Below are 22,548 nucleotides of genomic sequence, written 5' to 3' on the forward strand. Positions count from 1 at the left end.
ACCGAAAAAAAAGCTGTTCATCACGTAAAAATCTAACCCAAAATAGAAGCCCAAAGGAAGGGCACAATGGGGTTAGACATGAAAACGAAAAAGAAATTGAGCGAAGAAACGGCCAAACGGTATTGTACGGCAGGAAAGAAGCAAAAGACGAAAATACTCGATGAGTTCATCGCAACAACCGGTTACAATCGAAAGTATGCCATTCACGTTCTGAAAAACAGTGCCTACGTAAAAGTCACGCACTTTAACAATGTCGCAAAACAGAGCGTACAGGTCATTACAAAGACGCTCAAAAAGCGGAACTATGAAAAATACTACGGTCAAGACGTACAACAAGAAGCCATCCGGCTGTGGATTTTTTCGATGTACTTATGTTCAAAACGACTCGTGCCGTTCATTCGGGATAATATCGATTACTTTGCTCAAAAGTTCGGCTATGATAAACAACTGAAAGAAAAACCTCCTCTCAGAACGTCCACGGATGGACGGGCTATAATTAAAAGCAAGTTTTGAAACAAAACTTGTCCTCTACCGATGTACAAGGATGTACATCGGTAGAGAAACGCGACAGTCGGCAGGATTCTCAAGCCGGAAATCCCGAAACATTCCATCCGCGGTATTTCAACAACACGGCCTGCAAAGAATCTTAACAAGTTCATCCCCATCCGTACCTTTTTCGATTGGGATGAACGTAAGCCGGGTTTTTTTGAGGTTGACACCGTTGCCAACTGCGGCATAAGTACCCAAGGGCAGTATATTTGCACGCTTACCCTTACCGATGTTCATTCCGGATGGACAGAAAACCGAGCCCTTTTAAACAAAGCTCATCGATGGGTAAAAGAAGCAATAGAAGATGTGAAAGAGAAACTTCCGTTTCAAATGAAAGGCATCGATAGCGACAACGGAAGTGAGTTCAAAAATACACAGCTGTTGCAATGGTGTAAAAGTAATGAAGTTATTTTCACTCGGAGCAGATCATATAAAAAGAATGATAATTGTTTTGTTGAACAGAAAAATGATAGTGTCGTAAGACGCATCGTCGGTTACTATCGCTTTGAGGGAGAAGCGGCACGAGCGGTCATGGCTGCCCTTTATGAACAGTACAATGCACTGGTCAATTTCTTTTTCCCTTCGATGAAAATTATTTCAAAACAACGGATAGACGCAAAGGTTGTAAAAAAATATGATACGGCAAAGACGCCGTATTGCAGGTTGATGGAAAGCTCTGATGTAAGCGAGGCGGTAAAGGCTGAGTTGTGCCGTAGGAAGAACGGCTTAGATCTACAACAACTGCTTGAGACAACGCAAAGCTTGCAGAGTAAACTTATCGCTATTGCCCAGCCTTGGACATAGAGTGCTATGGTTAGATTTTTACATGAGTAACCGGAAGCCTTTCGGTTAGATTTTTACGTGAGTAAATACGGTAGGTGTGTTTTTAGATCTTTTTAAATTATAGATTAATGCTTATTTATTTCTAAAAACTATATGATTTTTTTAGTCTGTCTAACGGGCGACGTATGCCGCAAGAAGCGAGAAAGCCGCAAGGTTTTTGAGCTTTGCCATCAGCTTAATCCACATGCTGGACGGCTCTGCGTATCGGACGACAGGCGGAAGTTCTGTCGTCCCGTTGAACGGACACGCAGCGTCCGTTCAACAATGAGTTAATCCGCAAACGAGCATAGTTCCGTTTGTCAGTGTTGAAGCGAGTGTTAGACGGTTGATTTTTCAATTAATTCAATTAAGAACTTTCCGAAATCATCATTTAATCTTATTTTATCTGAACCACGTTGAAATGCCCCTAATGTCCTACCACCATTGTATGTTAAATAATTATTATTATCCTTTTGCAAAAATATATCTGCAACTTTTGAGAGAGTGTGATCGAAAGTAAACCATTTTTTCCCATATTTTGGGGTCAGATTCTCTACATCAACATACCAAGGCCATCTATCGGTAGGCTTACCAGTTGTTTGTGGCTCGGAAGTAACCTTAAAAATCGAAGTGAGCTTAGTTGATCCGACAGCATAGCAAATCAGTAAGTCATTCATCCTTACAGAATTTGGTCTTCGTTTTGAGAAATGCATTTTGTCTTTTTGAGAAAAGTCACCATCATATATTTTATTATTAGCTGATCCATATGGCTTAAGAAAAATACGTATTTCTGGCTTCAAAATAATGTCTGTTGTTTTTATGATAATATCATTTAAATTAATCTGTTCCGTATTATTTTTGGTTATCGGGTGCCTCCTATTAAATTCATCAACTGCTAGCATTAATTTTATAACAGAATCCTCACTTAGTGCATTAACTTCAACAGCAGATAAGACTTCATTAAATAGAACTTGTAATTCTTTAGTATCACTTATTACACAGCCCCATTCATGATTGCTAATCATTCCATTATCAGTTAGATTAGCAGATGTTATTATAGCATTTTTTATTATTCCATCATTTATAAAAAAGTATAACTTTCCATGAAGTTTATTATCAATTTTTATAGACCATTCAATGTTTCTACTGTTTAATTCATCAATAAAAGATACAAGTGAATTTGATTTATAACTTGCATCTTCAGGTTTGAGTGTAGTTATTAAAGTCACTTTTTTTATCTGATTATGTATTACTTCTTCAAAAAAATCCGTAAAGTCTTGATAACAAAAAGGACTTAAAAAGAACAGCTCGTTTGCTTGTTTTGCGAGATCTCTTATTATCTTTATATGCTTCCCAGAAATATTACCAATGATATTCATCATATCTCCTCGCGTGGAGCCTTCACATAACATTGTTTTAAACCGCAAGTTGCAACAGCAACTTGTCGGCTTTGAAAACGGTGTTAGGTTTTCATTCTTCTACCCAATCTTCAATTTTCAAATCGGTTACTCTTGAAAATTCATTCGTATTGTGAGTAATAAGAGTCGCTTTTTCATGCAGTGCGGCGGCGGCAATAAGCAAATCATTTGCACCTATCAGTGTACCTGCATGCTCCAAATCTTTTCGGATTTCTGCATAGTCGTAAGACATTTTGTCTGTAAAATCCACAATTTCAAACGGCTTTAAAAATTTTTCTACTTTCTCTGTAGTCTTTTCTCTTGTCTTGCTTTTAAATGCACCCAGCAAAAGCTCTCCTTTTACTACTGAAGAAATTTTTATCTCTTTTGGTGAAACTGACAAGAATTTTTCTCGAACAGACGGATACTTTCCATTCATAAAGTAAATGCAAGTGTTTGAGTCTACAAAATACATTAAAAAGCCTCTCGCATTTCAAGTTTTGGTTGATCCGGTCTGGTAAATGACGAATCTGAAACAGAACCGAACAAATCAGCCCAGCCCTCCGGATAATGCGGTTCTATCCTTTCCATAATTTTGCTTACAACCCATTTTGAAAGCGACATTTTTTCTGCATGAGCTTCGTTTTCAATTTTGAGAAACTGCTCTTGCGTAACATACAATGATAATTGCGGCATTTTCGCACCTCTTAGTATAAAAGTATAACATTTTATCGCAAAAATCAAGTATGTTTACAAGTATATTATAAAAAAGGCGGGCTTGACCCGCCAGATTATTTAATTATTACGGACAGGTAAACTCAGCAACATTGCTCCAAGAACTGTCAGAAACATTATATGCAGAACTTGTTACTTTTAACCAGAAGTAATATTTTTTCCCCGATGTAGGCTTAAAATAATATGAGCCAGTATAATTAACCGTTCTTGTATTTTCCCCTGCTTCTACAGTAGCAGTTGAATTATATGTGTCATAAGAGGCTTTAGAAGAATCATTTGTAGTCGAGTAGCCTAAAATTACGTTCGTTGCACCCTCAAATTTTCCGTTGTAATTAAATGTAACATTAACAGCACAACTAATTGTGTTATCTGTTATCGAATTAATAACTAAATTTGTCGGTGCTTTAAGTTTAGTTAGAGTTTTACCCTCATTTGTTGCTGCCTGTTTACAGCTGACAAAAGCAAGTGTCAATAATACAGTAGTTAGTAATACTGTAAATTTAGAAAAGCGTTTCATAAAATCCTCCTATGATTTTATTTTCTTTAGTCGAAAATATGTCGGAAGATTTACCTTATTAACAATAAGTGCCGCAACGCGGCGTCAACCTAACACCCGCTTAACCTGCATTTGTGTCTTTGCCGAAGCGTGTAGCGAGGCAAAGTTGGCGCGAAAGTTGCATTAAAAGGGGAGCTGCGCGAGCAGCGACCGCCTCTAGCAACTTTCGTGACAAAACAAATGTCAGGTTGAAGCCGTGTTAGATTCATTTTTTGTTATACATTACTTCCCTTTTTTATTTGGATTCAGTTGTTCTCCGCGATTACCTTGATTTTGGTCATACTGGCGATTTGTTCCAGATGTTCCCTTGTTGGAATTTTGCATATTTGATTGATTATCAGCCGGTTTTATTGGTTTATTTTTGCTCATAGTTATACACTCCTCTCATCATTTTAATTTATATAATCCAACTCAAACTTACTTCCTGCTAATTTTATGTGGAAAGTTCCTCCCGTATATTGGATTTTTGATTCGCTGTCAAATGATACCGATTTACCAGTATATGCATAACTTTCGGGTATCACAAGAATATCGAACCTTGGATTGTAAAAATATGTTAGTTTAGAAGTTTTTCCGCTTACAACAACATCTTTAACGGTAATCGTTTTTTCGCCGCCGACGGGTATTTCGGTTTTTAATACGGTCGGAAAGTCAAAAGAGTTTTCCCACCCTTGTAAGCCAATAATGCCCCCAGCGGCGTATGATCTTCCTTTGATTTCTATATAACACTTTTGACCACTTTCATTCTTAAATTTTAATGTAAACTCGTCTTTTGTGTATTCCGGTTTTTCCGATGGGTTATCTGGGCAACCCGTAAGCATAAGTACAGCACCAACCATTACAGCCAATGCACCAATCATTGAAACTACTTTTCTCTGTTTCATTTCGACCTTCCTTTCGCAATGCTTTTTTCATTGCAAGTTTATTTTTCGGTCGAAAGGCTGTTTCGATTGGTTCCACACCCGCCTGCCTTCAGGCAGGTCAATCTAACTGCCGCTTAACCTGCATTTGTGCCTTTGCTGACGCGCATAGCAGCGGCAAAGTTGGCGCGAAAGTTGCATAAAAAGGGAGCCAGAGGCGACCGCCCAAGCAACTTTCGTGACAAAACAAATGTCAGCGTTGAAGCGGGTGTTATACCGGATATTCCATCGTCCAATCCTCAATTAATAAGCCTTCTACTCTTGAAAACTCTTTGACATTGTGGGTTATCAATGTTCCACCGTTTGCTAGAATTGTTGCTGCAATCATCATGTCATTCGGACCGATTATGGCACCATTTGACGATAAAACTTTTCTTAATTTTCCGTATTCTATCGATGCTTTTTTATCAAAAACAGCTGTCGGATATAAATCTAAAAACGGTTTATACACTGAAATGGTCTTTTCATAATTGTTGGAATTCCTTGCCCCGTATTCGAGCTCCGCAAGAACAACAGACGGAATAACTATGTCTTTTTCATGTTCTTCCAGTTTTTCGCCAATCTTACGAAATGTTCCCTTTATAAAATAGATTATAATGTTTGAATCTAAAAAATATTTCACATTACCGCCAGCTTTGTATCAGCAGAAAAATCCGGTTCAGTGGATATATTCATTTCGATATCCTTGCCACTTCCAAAATATTGCCAAATATTTTTTTTATTTGCTTCATCGCGAAGGTCAAAAGGAAGCCCATTAACAGCAACCGTTTTTTTCATAAAAATTCTGATAGCTGTCGGTAAATCCAGTCCGTAATAATCATAGATATGAGTAACCTCATCTTTTAGAGCTTGATCAACTCTAACTTGAACAAGTGTTGTATTTATCATCACTTCCTCCATTTTAAGTATTCGATATTCATACGTTCATATAGATATTATATATTTAAATAAGTTGTTTTTCAAGGTTACAGCAAAGCTGTTTTTTAATGATAGAACTTTTAACTATTTAAAACTTAAATGCCCATTTTCTAATACAAACTGTATTGTCCCAAAAATGATCTTTTTTATTCTTAAACTCAATTCTGCAAATAAATTTCGTATTTCTGTTTCAGGATATTTTTATTATTATAGAACAAAACTGCTTGCTTTTTTAATCTGACATAGATTTAATTCCTCAACTCATCCGGATGATTCGTTTTTGTATATCTCTTTTATATCACCGCCCTATGCGGCGGTGTCGGTATAACATTCGCTTAACCTGCATTTGCGGCTTGTCCGCAATGTCAGGTTGAAGCGGGTGTTAGACGTCTTTCATTTATCTTGTACTAATAATCTTAATTCTTTTTCCATAACAAATGAGCTTCCTAAAACAAAGTACATACCCATGCTAGTAGGGCGCAAATCGGAATATATATAATGCAATGCATAACATGTGTTTTCCAATTAAATCCAAATAAATGCGGACCTACGATATCCTTAACTTCCGGATAAAAACGAGGAAAGAAATTTGAATGACAGAGAAGAACCCAATCGAAAAACACAACGTCGAAAGTTTCCATCCCGTAAAGCATAATTAAAAATCTTATGAAGAACTCAATAAAATTAAAATTATTATGAATTCCGTCCCATGCTCCAAGTATAAATGCAGCCAAAAGGATAAGAAAAGCAATTGCAATTATAATCCAACCGATTATATGGGCGCCGTGAAATCTTTCTTTTCGGTCAGGAACAGCATCATAAACCTCTTTGGGGGCTGAAGAAAAAAACTTCTTGTTTTGAACAAAAGCCACTCCTCCATACAACAAAAGAAAATAAAACACCATCAGCATAAGAGTTGTTATCATCGTTATTGCCATTTGTTATACACCTTATTTATTTGTATTATATTTTAAATTAAAAAACTAGCGGATCCATGAGAGCGGCCAACTAACATTCTTTCTTAAACAGATGAATTTTCTGCTTCACGAATACAAATCCCTTTTTTTTATATTCAAATACATTCCTGTTTGTATTGTTATTTAATAATAAACTGCATATCTACAAAATCAAATTGAATTATATGGTTATAGAAAAAAACATTACCAAGCCCATTTAGTTTCATCATATGAGATTGTGCTCCTTTATTAAAACCAGAGCCCTTTATTGTTGAATAAGCACCATTCATATTGTTGTAAATAATCTCACCTATTTTTATATCATTATAAGAATACATTACTCTTGGTGTAATAGGAACTTTATCTTTATAGCCATATCCATAATTTGAATAATCATTTATATCATATTGTTGATTTCTATCTCCAAAATTATGTCTTGGAGTAAACCCATAATTACCTGTATCAATCATTCCGAATTCAGGTTGTCCTCTATATTCAAAATAAATATCAAATTCATCATTAGGACTTTGATACATTTTTAAAGCAGCACCATCAAGTTTTTCGTCATTTAAAATAATATATTGATTGATAAAGTCTATTGTAACTCTGCCATAATTCAATAGAAATTCAGCTCCGATAACTCCATCAAAAGTTTCACTAACATTAGGATCATATCGCAGAGAAATGTCTCCAAAAGATACGGAAGCTAGATAATTAAGATTATAATTAGACCATTCGTTTTTTAAATATTGAGCAACTTCTTTTTCTGAAGAATGATTCTTTATCAGCTCTAGTTCATTCTGTTTGATATATTCAACTACTTTTTGTATGAAATCATCTTCAGTCACATTAATCTTTTCTAATAAAGAATAATAAAACCAGTTCCGTGTAGAGCCTGAATCTAACATTACATATACGTCATTATTCCCTTCTACTTTTAAAACAGGTTTTCCCAAACAACCATAAAAATTCATTGTAAAAGGAATTCGTGAATCTGTTCGCTCACGATTTAATTCTTCTTTAGCTTTAGAGTAATCAAATTCTCTTTGTGTTAACTGTTCGGTCAATATTTTTCCATCATAACTGAGTTTTTTACCGTCGGAATTATTTTTACAAGAAATTAGTAGTGAGCAATATACTACTGTTAGAAAAAATATTTTTTTCATTAATCTTCCTTTTTATAAAATTTTTATAGTTTATATTATATTTTTGAAACCATTTTTCAATCGCCTCTTTGTTTTACTTGATTTTTTTTCTTCCGTGCGAGCTTTAATACAACCGCTTCCTAATTTGCCCTAATAAACAAAAAATATCCAAGCCATTGGCTTGTGCGTATAACATCTTTTCGACCTTTCCTCATTATATCACGGAAACTACGCGCTTTCAATATAAACTGCTACAAGATAAGAAATTAAATCTTTCTACCATAATATCAGCCGGAACACATCATCAACAGCCAGATTAGGCCTATCTTCACTAAATAGGATAAAGACAAATCACATTCGGTCGATAGGGCTTTGAACGCCGAGACCGCCGCGGTTGAGGACGTGGGTGTAAACCATAGTGGTTGAAACATCGCTGTGACCGAGAAGTTCTTGGATGGTGCGGATATCGTAACCGGATTCCAGTAGATGCGTTGCAAATGAGTGGCGGAACGTGTGGCAGCCGATTGGCTTCGGAATACCCGACTGTAAAACAGCTTCGTGCAGAGTGCGCTGAATAACCGAAGGATCAATATGATGCCGTCCCTGCTCACCGGTTTCTTTATTTTGCCATCGGCGTGCTTGGGGAAACACCCACTGCCATGCCCACGTTTTACCGGCATTAGGATATTTTTTTGCAAGGGCAGACGGCAACGGCACCGAACCGAAACCGTCTTTGCAGTCTGCCTCATGGATGCGGCGGACATTTTCCAAATGTTTTTGCAGCGGAAATTTCAAAGATACCGGCAGCATAGTTTTACGGTCTTTTGCTCCCTTTCCGCAGTGTACCGTAATTTCATTTTTATCAAAATCAATATCCTGTACTCGTAACCGCAAGCCTTCCATCAACCTCATTCCCGTTCCATAAAGTAAGCGAATAAAAAGACCATAATCGTTTTCAGGCAACAAAGAGAATAGCTTTGCCGTTTCCTCACGGCTCAGTACAGCAGGCAGCTTCTTAGACTTTTTGGCACGGATGATATTTTCAGGACTTTGTATCGTTAATCCTAATATGTTTTTATAGAGAAACAAAAGAGCCGCAAGAGCTTGATTTTGACTTGATGCGGCAACCTTTTCTTTTGTTGCAAGACGGCTCACAAAGGAATTTATCTCCACATCGGAAAATGTTTTAAGGTTTTTATCCTTATGTTCTCGGATAAAACGGCTTATCCAATAGCTGTATGCTTCCCGTGTACGTTTGCTATAGTGTTTTGCAGTAATCACTGCATCAAACTTTCTTAAAATATCCTGAATATCCGATGCATCAGGCGTATTGCTTTCCCTGATCATTTCGGTATTCAAAACTACAGCATCATGAGGATCGCTATCAGCGCCTTCACAGTTTGCCCTGATAAAATCGGAATCTACACGGCAGAATCCTTCACTATACATATTATTTAATAAAAGATCACAAGAATTACGATCAGCAGGAATAGTCCAAAAGCATTGAGCCGGAATCCAAGCTCTGTTGGGTACTTTTTTTATCGCTTGCAAGATTTTAGAAAAATCTTCTCTACCTGCTTTAAAACGTACTGATAACGTTTCGTTCTCATAAGGTTGAATTTCAATAAACATAAAAACCTCCTGAATTTATTTTCAGTCGCAATCCCCCAAAAAAACGCAGAGCGCAGCCGAGAAACGGCATGTACTAAACTTTCGACACGAATAAAATATTAAAAGTAAAAACCGGCCAACGGGCAATCCATCTAATATTCTCTTAACCTACAACGGGACGTACCACTGTTGTCTGGTTAACGCGGTTAAATGACATTTTCTCTATATATTTATCTCTGTGTCGGGGTTGTTGATCTTTTTCCACGTTATATAATCTTTTTTTGCCTTAATAGCTTTTAGCTCATTCCATGCCTCTAATGCCTCTTCTCTTGTTGCATTTTTTTCATTTGCCAGATAATCACTAATGAAATTATTAAATTTACAGGATGGAATTTGAGGAAGTTTTCCTTCAGTTTTATTTAACCGAATATATTCACAAATGACATCATTATAAGTTATTTTTTCACCATGAGAAAGTTTATCTTCAATCCATCGATTAAGCCAATATTTTGCCCCTGATTTCGGTTGTAATCCCGGAATCCGTTTGTCCATTTCACTATGTATGAATTCCCATGTTTCTTTTTTGTTGCTAAAATTTTCAACATAAGTATGACTATTCAATATATCTCTATTCCGGCTTTTACTCCGATAACTATTTTTTTTATTCACCGTTCCGGTTTCCAAAAACTGAATAATCATCTCTTCAAGCTGATCCTTTCGTATTTTTAAACCAAAAGGAATTTCAAGCGATTTTGCTAATGCTTTGAGTTCACTCATGTACCAATATTTATTCTCAAATTCTTGTATTGTCATAGAGTCTTTTGCTTATGTGTAGTAATTATTGTATAACTGTAGGCATTAACGGTTATGATACTATCATCAATACTGATATCCTGATTTCTGTGTGCGCTGCGTTCGGCTAACACCTCATTACTGAGCTGTAACTTCTGCGGTGATCGGTTCCGTCAAAGAACGTATCTTGTCGGCGCTCAACGGTATGTTGATCATTTCGGAGGGAATCATGCGGGCAATCCGTTTTGTTGCAAGCACTGTGTTTCCCGATTTTACCGATACGGTGGCATTTTGGTAGATGGCATCCACCCGCATAAAGAGGTTAACCCCGTCGGGCATGTGCGTCAACACCTTGCGTGGCATCACATAGCGGATACCTTTGCCGGGTGTACAGGGAACGGAAGCCGAATCGGGTAGAGCACCGAGCGCGTACAGCCCTGCGTGTTTTCCGGCGATTCTGCTTTCCCGTGTTACAAAATCGACGATGTCGTGCACATGCAGAACATTACCGCAGGCGAATATTCCCGGTATCTCTGTTTGCATCGCGCTGTCAACCATCGGCTCGTTGGTAATCGGGTCAAGTGTGACACCGGCTTTTATCGAAAGCTCGTTTTCGGGGATCAGACCTACCGAAAGAAGGAGCGTATCGCAGGGATAATAGGTTTGTGTGCCTTCAATTTCGTTAAAGTGCGAATCGATTTGCGAAACGGTAACGCCTTCCAGCCGGTTCTTTCCGTGGATAAAGCTGATATTATGGCTTAACAAAAGCGGTATACCGTAATCCTCCAAACATTGAGCGATATTCCGGTTGAGCCCGCTCGAAAACGGCATAATCTCTACGACAGCTTTTACCTTTGCACCTTCGAGTGTCATGCGCCGCGCCATAATCAATCCGATGTCGCCGGAGCCGTAAATGACAACCTCGCGCCCCATGCGGCAGCCTTCCATGTTCATCATCCGCTGTGCCATGCCCGCGGTATATACACCCGCCGGACGGTACCCTTTTACGGCAATCGCGCCCGCAGTGCGTTCGCGGCAACCCATCGCAAGCACAACGGCTCCGGCTTGTATGGTTTTAAGCCCGTCCGTCCCTGCCGCAGTGATAAGCCGCTCCGGCGAAATATCGAGTACCATTGTATTCAGCATTACCTGAATATCCGTTTGTGCAGTCTGCATAATAAAGCGCTGCGCATATTCCGGCCCGGTCAGTTCTTCTTTAAATTCATGCAAGCCGAAGCCGGCGTGGATACATTGATTGAGGATGCCGCCCAATTCGCGGTCGCGTTCGATAATCAAAATTTTTTTTACGCCGGTTTCCCGCGCGGCGAGGGCTGCCGCCAAACCTGCGGGGCCGCCTCCAATCACTACAACATCATATTTCATCATGCTCTTTTTCCGTTTAATCAACCTGTCCGGAACCTTCCGTTTTTGAACAGGTTACCTTGAATGCTTTGGGGAACCGCCGCTGCGGATTTCACTCTCTGCGGTATTTTTTAACCTTCCCAACACGATCTCCGTACCCCTGTCCGATTTGGCGATGTTTTCCATCGGCAGCTGTAATTCCCTGCTGAGGATTTCCAAAACGCGCGGCGTACAAAAGCCTCCTTGACAGCGTCCTGTTCCGGGACGTACCCGCCGCTTAACACCGTCAACGGTACGCGCTCCGGCAGGACGGCGGATTGCTTCAACGATTTCCGCCTCCGTTACCGTTTCGCAGCGGCAGATAATCCGTCCGTAGAGCGGATTTTCCGCAATCAGGGCAGCCCGCTCTTCGTTGGAAAGGGCGGAAAACTGACTGATACCTTTCCGTGCACTAACAACGTGCGGCTTTTTTATCAATTCCGCTCCTGCATATTGCACAAGCTCCGCAACATATTCGGCGATTGCCGGCGCCGAGCTTAATCCGGGAGATTCGATGCCTCCGGCGTGAATAAATCCCTTTGCATGCTTTGAAGCATAGATCATAAAGTCGCCGGTACTCGGACGGGCGCGCACGCCGGTAAAGGTGCGTATGGTTTTTCGGAAGTCGAGCGCCGGTACCGATTTTTTTGCGGAACTGTCAATCTTGTTCAGACCGGCAAGCGTCGTCGAAGTATCCTCGCGGTCGTCAACGTCCTGTGCCGTCGGCCCTGCCAAAAGGTTGTTATCATAGGTGGGAGTTACCAGAACGCCCTTGCCCATTTTGGTCGGCGCCTGAAAGATAACGTGATGCACCAGATCGCCGCATACCTTATCCAACACACGGTACTCACCTTTGCGGGGATTGATAGCGTAATCGTAGTCGCCGATCATCGCGGCAATCTTATCCGCGTAGAGCCCTGCGGCGTTGATAACATACCGCGCAGTAAAAACTCCCTGCGATGTCGTTACGGAAAAGGTAGGTGCTTGCGCCGACGTTTGTGCAGTTACAGCGTGAACGTCGGTATCCTGTGTTGGCGCGTGTTGAATATCCTCATCTATTTTTTGTATGCCGGTTACTTCGGCATCACATATCAGCTCAACACCGTTTTCTACCGCATTTTCGATAAAGGCATACGTCATCCCAAAGGGACACACGATACCGGCAGTTCCGCAAAACAGCGCTCCCTTCGTTTCGGGCGAAAGGTTCGGCTCTTCCGCTAAGGTCTTTTCCCGATTCCAAATCTCAAGCTCCGGCACGCCGTTTGCAATGCCCCGTTCATAGAGCATTTTGATTGCTTCCATATCTTCATCGGAGAAGGCGACAACTAACGAGCCTATCTGTTTAAAATGAAACTGAAGCTGCGGCGCAAGGCGGCGGATCAATTCGTTTCCGCGCACATTGAGGCGGGCTTTTAATGTGCCCGGTTTTGCATCAAAGCCTCCGTGCACGATAGCGCTGTTTGCCTTGGAGGAACCTTCGCAAACCTCCGAATGCTTTTCGAGCAATGCAATGCTTAGCCGGTACTGCGACAATTCGCGTGCAATAGCACACCCAACAACGCCCCCGCCGATTATAATCACATCATACATGAGTTAGTCGTCCCAATTCATGGCGCGCGTTATCGCTTTTTGCCAACCGGCATAGCGCTGTGTCCGCGCCGCTTCGTCCATTTGAACGGTGAATGCGCGGTCTACTGCCCAGTTGCGTTTAATTTCTTCCATATCTTTCCAGAAGCCGACTGCCAGTCCCGCCAAGTATGCGGCGCCGAGTGCGGTTGTTTCCAGCACCTGAGGGCGATGTACCGGTACGTTCAAAATATCTGCTTGGAACTGCATCAAAAAATTATTGACTGCCGCGCCTCCGTCTACTTTCAGCGCCTTGAGCGTAATGCCGGAATCTTTTTCCATTGCGGAAAGGACATCCCGTGTCCCGTAGGCAATCGATTCAAGGGTGGCGCGGACAATGTGTTCACGCTTGGCGCCGCGGCTTAAACCCACAATCGCACCCCGCGCATACATATCCCAATACGGAGCGCCGAGGCCGGTAAAGGCAGGCACAACGTATACGCCGTTTGTATCTTCTACCCGTTCTGCGTAATACTCCGTTTCTGCGGCGTCGTACACCAGTCTTAACTGATCCCGCAGCCATTGCACGGCTGCTCCTGCTACGAAGATACTTCCCTCAAGCGCGTAAGTTACCGTGTCCCCGATGCCCCATGCAATGGTCGTTAACAGCCCGTTCTGCGAGATAATCGGCGCAGTGCCGGTGTTCATCAGCATAAAGCAGCCGGTACCGTAAGTGTTTTTCGCCATGCCCGCTTCGAAGCACGCCTGCCCGAACAGCGCCGCCTGCTGATCTCCCGCGGCTCCTGCAATAGGGATGTCGGCGCCGCCGAAGGTGCGTTCATCGGTTTTGCCGTACACGCAGCTTGACGGCTTTACCTCCGGCAGCATGATGCGCGGAATATTCAGTTCCGTCAGAATTTCATCATCCCATTGCAGGGTGTTGATATTGAACAACATGGTGCGGGATGCATTGCTGTAGTCGGTAACGTGTACCTTGCCGCGGGTCAAATTCCAGATAAGCCACGTGTCGATATTCCCGAACAGCAGCTCGCCCCGTTCCGCCCGCTCGCGTGCTCCCGCAACATTATCGAGTATCCATTTTATTTTTGTGCCGGAAAAATAGGCGTCGATGATAAGCCCTGTCTTTTTTCGTATCGTATCCGTCCAGCCCTTTGCTTTGAGTTCGTCGCAGATGGAAGCGGTACGGCGGCACTGCCACACAATCGCATTGTATACGGGCTTTCCGGTATTCTTATCCCACACGACGGTGGTTTCCCGCTGGTTGGTAATCCCGATTGCTGCAACCTCATCGGGGCGCGTTCCGGTTTCTTCCAATACTTGCCGGGCAACACCGCTCTGTGTCCCCCAAATTTCCATAGCATCGTGTTCCACCCATCCGGACTTAGGAAAAATCTGGGTGAATTCCTGCTGTGCAGTAGCGATAATCATACCGGCTTTATCAAATAAAATAGCACGGGAACTGGTTGTTCCCTGATCGAATGATAAAATATACTTTTTCATATCAGTCCTTTACATGGAAACGGATTCCATTTTCTCTTCTTTTACCGATATTTATTTGTGTAGATTTTGAATGAGCTTTAATTATACGCCAAGACATCTTCTAAAAACTCGGTTAGATTTTTAGAAGATATCCCGTCAGCGAAGTTTCCAGTCGGTTCTGATTTGTCGTGAAGAATTGAATCGCTCTATCGCGAGTTCAAATAAATGCATGATAAGTTCTCGGTACGGCATCCCCGACGCTTCACACATCTTGGGGAACATGGAAATAGCAGTAAAGCCCGGAATGGTGTTTACTTCGTTCAAATAGATTTTCTTTGTTTTTTTATCTATAAAGAAGTCAACGCGCGCTAAGCCGCTTAAATCAAGCGCTTGGTAAGCCTTGCCGGCAATATTGCGGATTTCTCGGCGCTGTTCATCGTCGATATCGGCAGGAATTTTCAGCTGTGCACCGTCGGGATCGATATACTTTGCATCATAATCGTAAAATTCATGGGAGGGGATAATTTCTCCCGGAGTGTAAACTACACACTCATCGTTACCGGTTACGGAACACTCGATTTCGCGTGCGGCAATACAGGCTTCGATCAATACCTTACTGTCCCAAAGAAAGGCTTCTTGTATCTTTTGCAGCAACTCGGCACGATTAGTCGCTTTACCGGCGCCGACGGAACTACCGACCCGGCACGGTTTTATAAACAACGGGTATTCCAATTCCTTTTCCGCCTGAACAATAAATCTTTCGCACTCTTTCGGATTATCCCATTGGAATTTTCTTACACAAAGGAAAGGAACAATCGGCAACTGTTCGTGCTGCCAGATTATCTTTGTCTTTTCTTTATCCATTGCCGCACTGCTTGCAAGCACACCGCCGCCGACATACGGGAGATCAGCCATTTCAAATAAGCCTTGAATAGTGCCGTCCTCTCCAAAGCTGCCGTGCAATACCGGAAATACAACATCCGCTGTAATCGGCTGTCCGTTCACGGATAAACCGGCTGTAACGCCCCCGCCCGGGATGACGGCAACTCGTGCAGCTTTATTGCACTCTATTGTTAAAACCGCAGATGTATCCTTACGGATATGTTCTAAGAGAGACTCAGGTTGTAAATACCATTCGCCGTTTTTGGTAATGCCGATTAAATGTACGATATGTTCACTGCCGATAGCACGAACAACAAAAAGAAGCGGAAACAAGCGAAACCTCATGTTCGCCTGACCTTCCACCATAGATAATCGCTATATTCATAGTATACTCCGCATCAAATTAAATCTAAGGGAAAACCGGTGAGCAAAGCTCACCTCTAAAAACGGAAGTTTTTAGAGGCCCCTTTTATGTATTTTCCAATTTTTTTAAAATTTCAACGGCGAGTGCATCTTCGGGATAAATATCAAGAACCGTTCTAAAAAAATGCTTTTGCTTCTTCAGTCCTTCCTTCTTTTAACGAAATAGTTCCTAAATTTGAAATAATCTTGATATTCTCCGGTTCCTGTTCAAGTGCGCTCATCAGCCAACGGCGACTTTCATCAAATTGACCGAGCTCCATTAAACAGATGGCTAGTTCATTGCAAATATCACAATAGGCGACCGCCAGTTCCTTAGGAGTCTTTTTGCCAAGCTCCAGGCAATGGAGAAACGCTTCCGAAGCGTCCTTCCACCGCTCCTGACGACGCAATGCCCAACCGAGTAAAAACCACGCATTCCATACTTTTGGGTGATGCTCTAAAAACTCCCGTATTTTTTCAAGCGCCTTTTCTTCTTCACCCATTTGGATAAAATCAAAAGCACCTTTAAATAGCTCGTCATCGAGCGCTTGTGTTTCTATCCAGTCAATGAGCTCGGAAGCCTTTTGCCTACGGTGTGCCGTTAATTCATCTTGTGCCGTTTCAATATGCAGATATGTCTCGAATACGCTTTTTGCCTTAGGAAAATTCTTTTGACGGATAAAGAAAAAACCGGCATTAAAAAAGGCATCAGGCAACGGCGGTTCGGCAGCCAACACCTCTTTATACGCTTGAAAGGCTTTATCGGTATAATAGTCGGCATAGTCTTCTGCACCGGCTTGTTCATAAAAACGAGCACGTTCATCCATCAACAATGCAACGTTCAGCTTTGTTTGCATATTTTCCGGAAACAGTCCTTCAAGTGCGAACAGTAGCTGTTCCGCTAAGTCAAAATCGGCATTTTTTATCTTTAGAATTGCAGCATTAGTCATCTCTTCGAGAATGTTCGGCCGTAGTTCTTTAAAAATATCTCGATAGTATGCAATATGTTGATTATCCCGTTCATAAGCGAATACATTCAGCATACCGGCTAAAATCATCTCTTCTGAAATAGTTTCCGGTCTAAAATCTTTCCCTTCATCCGTTAAAAGAAGCGGAAGCGGTATCGATGAATCAAAGCCCGGAATTTTTGCCGTTAAAGCATATTCCTCAGGCATTTTGATGTAGATGAGCTGCTTATCGGAGTTTTCCATATTGTATGTATCCTATTACTTACGAAGATTATGCGTATGTTTATAGTCGGATTAAGGGTAGATTTTGCGCTGTTGATTAAAATATTGGGTCAATCGTATTTTATATGCAAGCGGTACGGTCGAGGCATTATACGCCATCGCTACTGCAATAAGGTCTTTTCGTTTTTCGACTAATTCCGCTCTGATGATTTTACCGCGTAACCCAACAATGACAGTAGGATCGTCAAAATCAAATTTTAGCACACAATCTTTATTGAGTAGGAATGGGGCAATCCCCGCCATAATAAACTTTGCGCCGGAAAATGAAATATCTCGCACGATACAACGCCGTGGAATGTTTTCGATGTAGACAATCGTCTCTTTTTTGGTCAGCGAGAGCTTTCGCATTGCCTCCGCATTTAATTCGATACGTTCATTGCCGCGTTTGGTTGTATTCGCTTTTGCATCGACGAGGAGCCCTAATTTTTCAATTAGGTCATCAGGAGCGCGCTGCGTGTATTCAATACTAAGTAAGAGTAAATCGGGTGTCACGGTATACGGAGTACAACTTACAACTTTCCCGGAAACAAAAAACGAAAGATCGCTTTTTCCGTTTGTTTGCGAAAAAGAGAACCACAGAGAGACAGCCGTAGAACCTTCGCATATTTTTTCATATATTCCGCAGTGCTGTGGTACGATGACCTTTGCTCCTATCATCGAAGAAGAGTTGATGACGCATGGCCATGGCCCTCCTTCGGATCCGACGCAGCGTATCGACGACTGCTGTGCATTAAGATTCATCGCTTGGATAACTTCTTTCGTAAAAGTTATTTCTGCCTTTTGGAAAAAATCGTAGTATTTATTGACCTGTTGGCTCGTCAGGAAACCCATATTTATAATAATAAATTTATTTTGTTAAAAGGTCAAGGTGAGAATGAGCAGCTGTTCGGTTAGGAACCCATCGGGCAGCCGCTTTTAATGCGCCTTGACGATGCAAAAGAAAATCTGCTGTACACAATGCAGGCACTGCAGACCGATACGAAACACCGGTTCGCCTGGCTGACTCGAAGCATTGAAGGGGCAAACCCACAGGAAATACTCAACAGAGGGTATTCTATCGTTTACAACCGGCAGGCAGAGCTCGTACCTCGCCGCGCGCAGGATGCGGCAGCGGCGCGTGATCTTCGTATTAGGCTTGCCGACGGCGAAATCGAAGTCTCCATCGGTAATACCCGTTGATGCCGCTGAAATGGCGCAGCTGAAAGACATTGACAACCGTGCAACGAAAATGCGAATTGAACAACATTATAGATTGACACTTTGTTCGGTTGTTCAATATATATGTAGAATTGTATTGAGAAAAAATTATAATAGTAAAAAAGGAGATATCATGGGAATCTTAAATAATGCATTCAACAAGAAAGATAAAAAAAAGGAAGTTAAAGCACCGCTTATTTTATCTATGCCGATGTTTAAAGGCGATAGCGGGTATTCATTGGAGAAAGTTATCGAGGATTTAAAATCATATTGGGGACTTACGGTTGATCAGATAGAGGGCGATGATACTACCGCTTTATTCGAAATCGGCGAAGAACGTGTAGTCATTGCGTTGATGCCTGCGCCGATACCCGCTGAGGAATTTGAATCCATGTACAGCTATTCTTACCTTTGGAAAGATGCGGAGAAAGAGATAAAAGAACATACACAGCATGCAATAGTCTCACTTTTAGCCGGCAATACCTCGGCAGTGGAAAGGTACTCTCTATTAACTAAAGTGAATGCTTCTATTTTGAGAACGTGTGAAACGGCAATAGGGGTATATCAAGGCTCATCGACACTGTTACTCCCAAAAAAGCTTTATCTTGATTTTGCTCATTTTTTATTGGAGGATATGTTACCGATTCAGCTGTGGGTGTATATCGGGATTATCAATGGCGATGAGAAAAGCAGTGTTTATACGTATGGGATGAAAGAGTTCGGTAAATCCGAGATAGAAATAATCGATGCAGATATGAAAGGCAGTGAAGTATATGATTTTCTATTATCTGTCCTTGAGTATGTTTTACAGCAAGATGTAACGCTGCACCACGGAGAAACCATAGGATTTACCGAAGAACAGAAAATTAAAATCACAGAATCGGAAGCAATTTATTTGGAGGGCACATCATTAAAAATAGAATTATAGATTACTGTATTTCTTTCTGTCCGGTAATCAACATAGAGAAGCCTTTGTGTGTTCTTCCCCTACTTTAAAGTAATATCGCCGTAATAGCCGACCTCACGGCCAATCTGTGTAATCGAAAGTCCAAAAACTGAAAGCCTACCGGCTTTTTCTGTAAGGGAATTATTCGTTATATCCGCTAAAGCGGATTACGAAACAGTTTTTAGACTGTTTCCTTAGATTTAGATGCCGTCCAGAGGCGGTTAAGGGACGGCGGGTATGAAAACCTCCGCATGAATAACGTAAGCATTTCGGAATGCAAAGATGTGGTTTGAAGCATGAGGAAAATAAATGAATAAAACTGCCGAATATAAAACAGCCGTGATACAATTGTATAAGGGCGTTAATCTTGAATTTTATGATACCGAAACCGATGAAGTATATTTTCTTCGCGGAAAACCGCGTAATGTATTTAGAATCGATTATTGCAAACAAGGTATTTTGGAAGGTGAATTTGAAAATAAATCTTTTTCATATTTAGGCGAAAAAGAAGCGGCAATTAATTACGAAAAACTTGCACTGTTAAAAACATATTTTCCACTGAGAATTTACAAAGGAGTAAGCATTTTATTTTTTCTCGATGAACTGGATGAAAAATTTACCGCCGTAACGGAAATCTTTGATATCGATATTAATAAGATTTGTACAAAATTGGATTTAAAAAACGGATGGTATAAACTGAAACCGGAATCGGAAATTACAAAAATTTTAGATGCGTTATATGTAAACACGGATATGTACGATCATATTTATTTTCAAATTAAAATACTCGAAATTCTTCATTATTTGAACAGGCTTGGCCTATCGGCATACCGGACGGCAGAATTTTTTTCAGGCTATAATATCAATAAGGTAAAAAAAATTCATGCCTTTATTGCCGATAACCTTGATAAGAGTATTTCATTTCAACAGCTTGTAAAAACGGAAGGAATAAGTTACACGATTTTTCAAAAATTGTTCAGACAAATATACGGCGACAGTCCGTATTCCTATCTAAAAAAATATAAACTAAAAACGGGAGCGTTTTATATTTCTTCTACAAACAAAAAAATAGCGGAGATAGCGGCTGATTTGGGTTATGCAAATGCGAGTAAATTCTCCGATGCCTTTAAGTCCATATACGGGCAAACACCGCTGCAGTACAGAAACACCCTTACGAACCCTGCTAAAAACGATAAAAATTCATAGAATCTTCAAAAGTATTTTCCAAAAAAAATATCAAAATGGAGTATTTTCGCCCAAAATGGAGTGGAAAGAAAAATCATTTTGCGTATAGTAAGTTGAAACTAACTTCTATTTATATATTTTAAGGACGGTATAACTTCTATGAAACGCTTGCTATTGGGGATTCTTTCAATTGTGCTGCTAATCTCATGTACGGTAAAAAGCGAAACACCCACGGATACAGAACAGACCGTGCTGAAAATAGGCGCCATAAAGGATTTTAAACGGTCGCTTGAAGGCTCGACGTTGGTATTTGATACGCTTTTGCAAATGACACTCGATTACAAACCGCTTCCCAATATCATTACCGAATGGACGCGGAACGATACGGCAACGGAATACCATCTTACCATACGGGATGATATTCTTTTTTCCGATGGAACTCCGCTTACCGCGCAAACCGTAAAATGGGATATCGAAAACGTTGCGCCGATAACGTACTGCGTATTTTCATCCCTGTTGAAAGAGGTCAGCATAACGGATACGACGCATTTAAAAATCAGCTTGACTGCTCCGTATTATTTTCTGCCGCAGGATCTTGCGTTAGTAACGGCGATAAAAGAAAACGGAGTTGATGAGGCGTTAAACATTACCGATTTTATCGGAACCGGCGCATATATTTTGAAAGAATACGACGAAGGTCAGTCGGCTTCTTTGATAAAGAATGAGAACTACTGGAATAAAGCGGCAGCGCCTTCAATTCCGCAAGTAGAGTGGCTTGTAATCACCGACGACAATGCACGGAATTCGGCTCTTTCGTCAGGGCAAATCGACGTGCTTGGCATAAGTGAGCATTATCTTTCGATACAGTATCCGTTAATCGATGATTTAATAAAGGCAAAAAAGATGAGCTTTTTTGAAGAACCGAAAGACGCTTTTACTTCACTTATGACTATCAGCTTTAATTGGAAAGAAGGTTTTTGCAGCGATAAAGCGTTGCGCGAAGCGCTGGAATACGGAATAAACCGACAGGCGCTCGTTGATACCGTTTTTTTCGGCATACCTCAGGCATCGGGACATCAATTTAACCCTGCATTTACCGATAGACCTCAAAACGAAAAACCATATACCTATAATCCGGAGTTTTCAAAGACGCTGCTTGCCGAAGCGGGTTATCGGGACAGCGATAACGACGGTGTACTCGAAAAAGACGGAAAAAAAGTTTCGTTAAAATTTTTAATTTCTTCAAAAGAAGATTACCAACGCGATTTGGCCGTTTTTATAAAATCGGAATTGCATAAACTCAGAATAGATTGCGAAATTATTCAGGTTACCGGTGAAGCAATGAGGGAGCATTTTAAAACCGGCAATTATGACTTGGCTGTTTCTCATCCGTGGTATGAACCGATCATCGGTACCGTAACCTATTTTGGATTTGATGATAATTATACCGACTACGGATTAAGCTATGCCATTAATGCAAAGTCTGTGGAAGCGGCGCGCGCTTTGGTCGAATCGGCAACCGAAGAACAAATTAAAACCTACGCGGGAGCATTATGGCAAGAACAATACGAGCAGTGCGTAACCCTACCGTTATGTACCAGTTCCCGCATGGCAATTTTTAATCCGCGTTTTGAAGGCTTCCGGTTTAACGGGAACGTATACCGCATCGATTTAAGCGGCGTCAAACTCCGTACCGAAAAACGGTAGTGGTGCAGCGCTGCCGATTGGAAAATGCAGGAGCATCTCTAAAAGCACTGATTTGCATGTCCGTGTTAGCGAATATGATGATTACTTTCTTACAGGATAAGCGATAAACTT

General features: G+C 41.2%; 22 protein-coding genes and 2 pseudogenes. 6 read left to right on the plus strand and 18 right to left on the minus strand.

What is annotated here, in order from left to right:
• Positions 1 to 66 precede the first annotated feature (66 nt).
• Both GWP43_RS14430 and GWP43_RS14435 read left to right on the plus strand, forming a co-directional pair.
• Positions 67 to 513 carry a hypothetical protein gene (locus GWP43_RS14430; protein WP_230977954.1) on the plus strand — a complete coding sequence of 149 codons (447 nt, stop codon included), beginning with the start codon at positions 67 to 69 and terminating at the stop codon, positions 511 to 513.
• A gap of 222 nt (positions 514 to 735) precedes the next feature.
• Positions 736 to 1,353: an integrase catalytic domain-containing protein gene (locus GWP43_RS14435; protein ID WP_330997104.1), complete on the plus strand. Its 618-nt coding sequence runs from the start codon at positions 736 to 738 to the stop codon at positions 1,351 to 1,353.
• Between the two features lie 356 nt (positions 1,354 to 1,709).
• Here the strand turns inward: GWP43_RS14435 and GWP43_RS02595 are convergent, their stop codons facing one another.
• From GWP43_RS02595 to GWP43_RS02675, 18 genes and pseudogenes are all read right to left on the minus strand, one after another.
• Positions 1,710 to 2,753, minus strand: a complete 1,044-nt coding sequence (locus tag GWP43_RS02595) for a restriction endonuclease PLD domain-containing protein (RefSeq protein ID WP_162662474.1) — start codon at positions 2,751 to 2,753, stop codon at positions 1,710 to 1,712.
• An 88-nt stretch (positions 2,754 to 2,841) separates the two neighbouring features.
• Entirely contained in the window at positions 2,842 to 3,243 is a 402-nt protein-coding gene (vapC, locus tag GWP43_RS02600) for a type II toxin-antitoxin system tRNA(fMet)-specific endonuclease VapC (RefSeq protein WP_162662476.1), read from the minus strand.
• Positions 3,243 to 3,464 (minus strand): hypothetical protein, encoded by a 222-nt coding sequence (locus tag GWP43_RS02605; RefSeq protein ID WP_162662477.1) that lies wholly within the window; start codon positions 3,462 to 3,464, stop codon positions 3,243 to 3,245. Before GWP43_RS02605 ends, vapC begins: the two co-directional genes overlap by 1 nt.
• A gap of 106 nt (positions 3,465 to 3,570) precedes the next feature.
• On the minus strand, positions 3,571 to 4,020 hold the full coding sequence (locus GWP43_RS02610) for a hypothetical protein (protein WP_162662479.1): 450 nt from the start codon (positions 4,018 to 4,020) through the stop codon (positions 3,571 to 3,573).
• A 261-nt stretch (positions 4,021 to 4,281) separates the two neighbouring features.
• Entirely contained in the window at positions 4,282 to 4,428 is a 147-nt protein-coding gene (locus GWP43_RS14205) for a hypothetical protein (protein WP_203232438.1), read from the minus strand.
• A 23-nt stretch (positions 4,429 to 4,451) separates the two neighbouring features.
• Positions 4,452 to 4,943: a hypothetical protein gene (locus GWP43_RS02615; protein ID WP_162662481.1), complete on the minus strand. Its 492-nt coding sequence runs from the start codon at positions 4,941 to 4,943 to the stop codon at positions 4,452 to 4,454.
• A 247-nt stretch (positions 4,944 to 5,190) separates the two neighbouring features.
• Entirely contained in the window at positions 5,191 to 5,601 is a 411-nt protein-coding gene (locus GWP43_RS02620; protein WP_162662483.1) for a PIN domain-containing protein, read from the minus strand.
• Positions 5,598 to 5,867, minus strand: coding sequence for a type II toxin-antitoxin system RelB/DinJ family antitoxin (locus tag GWP43_RS02625; protein ID WP_162662485.1), 270 nt, complete (start codon positions 5,865 to 5,867; stop codon positions 5,598 to 5,600). The genes GWP43_RS02620 and GWP43_RS02625 overlap by 4 nt, the downstream gene beginning before the upstream one ends.
• A gap of 476 nt (positions 5,868 to 6,343) precedes the next feature.
• Positions 6,344 to 6,835 carry a hypothetical protein gene (locus GWP43_RS02630; protein WP_162662487.1) on the minus strand — a complete coding sequence of 164 codons (492 nt, stop codon included), beginning with the start codon at positions 6,833 to 6,835 and terminating at the stop codon, positions 6,344 to 6,346.
• A gap of 158 nt (positions 6,836 to 6,993) precedes the next feature.
• A complete protein-coding gene (locus tag GWP43_RS02635; protein WP_162662488.1) occupies positions 6,994 to 8,019 on the minus strand; it encodes a hypothetical protein in 1,026 nt (341 codons plus the stop codon).
• Between the two features lie 330 nt (positions 8,020 to 8,349).
• Positions 8,350 to 9,630, minus strand: coding sequence for an integron integrase (locus GWP43_RS02640; RefSeq protein WP_162662490.1), 1,281 nt, complete (start codon positions 9,628 to 9,630; stop codon positions 8,350 to 8,352).
• Between the two features lie 201 nt (positions 9,631 to 9,831).
• Complete coding sequence (locus tag GWP43_RS02645) at positions 9,832 to 10,422, minus strand: SAP domain-containing protein (protein WP_162662492.1); 591 nt, start codon at positions 10,420 to 10,422, stop codon at positions 9,832 to 9,834.
• 117 nt (positions 10,423 to 10,539) lie between these two features.
• The gene (locus GWP43_RS02650) at positions 10,540 to 11,787 is read right to left on the minus strand and encodes an NAD(P)/FAD-dependent oxidoreductase (protein WP_162662494.1); all 1,248 of its coding nucleotides are present in this window, start codon (positions 11,785 to 11,787) and stop codon (positions 10,540 to 10,542) included.
• A gap of 51 nt (positions 11,788 to 11,838) precedes the next feature.
• Entirely contained in the window at positions 11,839 to 13,392 is a 1,554-nt protein-coding gene (locus tag GWP43_RS02655) for an NAD(P)/FAD-dependent oxidoreductase (protein WP_162662496.1), read from the minus strand.
• 3 nt (positions 13,393 to 13,395) lie between these two features.
• A complete protein-coding gene (gene glpK, locus GWP43_RS02660) occupies positions 13,396 to 14,889 on the minus strand; it encodes a glycerol kinase GlpK (protein WP_162662498.1) in 1,494 nt (497 codons plus the stop codon).
• A gap of 135 nt (positions 14,890 to 15,024) precedes the next feature.
• A pseudogene (locus GWP43_RS02665) lies at positions 15,025 to 16,135 on the minus strand (D-alanine--D-alanine ligase family protein).
• 84 nt (positions 16,136 to 16,219) lie between these two features.
• A pseudogene (locus GWP43_RS02670) lies at positions 16,220 to 17,363 on the minus strand (tetratricopeptide repeat protein).
• Positions 17,364 to 17,414: 51 nt separating this feature from the next.
• Positions 17,415 to 18,233: a PilZ domain-containing protein gene (locus GWP43_RS02675; protein WP_162662500.1), complete on the minus strand. Its 819-nt coding sequence runs from the start codon at positions 18,231 to 18,233 to the stop codon at positions 17,415 to 17,417.
• Positions 18,234 to 18,320: 87 nt separating this feature from the next.
• Between GWP43_RS02675 and GWP43_RS02680 the strand changes: the two genes are divergently transcribed.
• The 4 genes from GWP43_RS02680 (at position 18,321) to GWP43_RS02695 (ending at position 22,437) form a co-directional block, all read left to right on the plus strand.
• Positions 18,321 to 18,581, plus strand: coding sequence for an exodeoxyribonuclease VII large subunit (locus tag GWP43_RS02680; RefSeq protein ID WP_230977963.1), 261 nt, complete (start codon positions 18,321 to 18,323; stop codon positions 18,579 to 18,581).
• 151 nt (positions 18,582 to 18,732) lie between these two features.
• Positions 18,733 to 19,527: a DUF4261 domain-containing protein gene (locus GWP43_RS02685; RefSeq protein ID WP_162662502.1), complete on the plus strand. Its 795-nt coding sequence runs from the start codon at positions 18,733 to 18,735 to the stop codon at positions 19,525 to 19,527.
• A gap of 327 nt (positions 19,528 to 19,854) precedes the next feature.
• Positions 19,855 to 20,751 (plus strand): helix-turn-helix transcriptional regulator, encoded by an 897-nt coding sequence (locus tag GWP43_RS02690; protein ID WP_162662504.1) that lies wholly within the window; start codon positions 19,855 to 19,857, stop codon positions 20,749 to 20,751.
• Positions 20,752 to 20,889: 138 nt separating this feature from the next.
• The gene (locus tag GWP43_RS02695; RefSeq protein WP_162662506.1) at positions 20,890 to 22,437 is read left to right on the plus strand and encodes an ABC transporter substrate-binding protein; all 1,548 of its coding nucleotides are present in this window, start codon (positions 20,890 to 20,892) and stop codon (positions 22,435 to 22,437) included.
• Positions 22,438 to 22,548: the final 111 nt, after the last annotated feature.

Source organism: Treponema vincentii (assembly GCF_010365865.1).
In the GTDB taxonomy this organism is placed as follows: domain Bacteria; phylum Spirochaetota; class Spirochaetia; order Treponematales; family Treponemataceae; genus Treponema.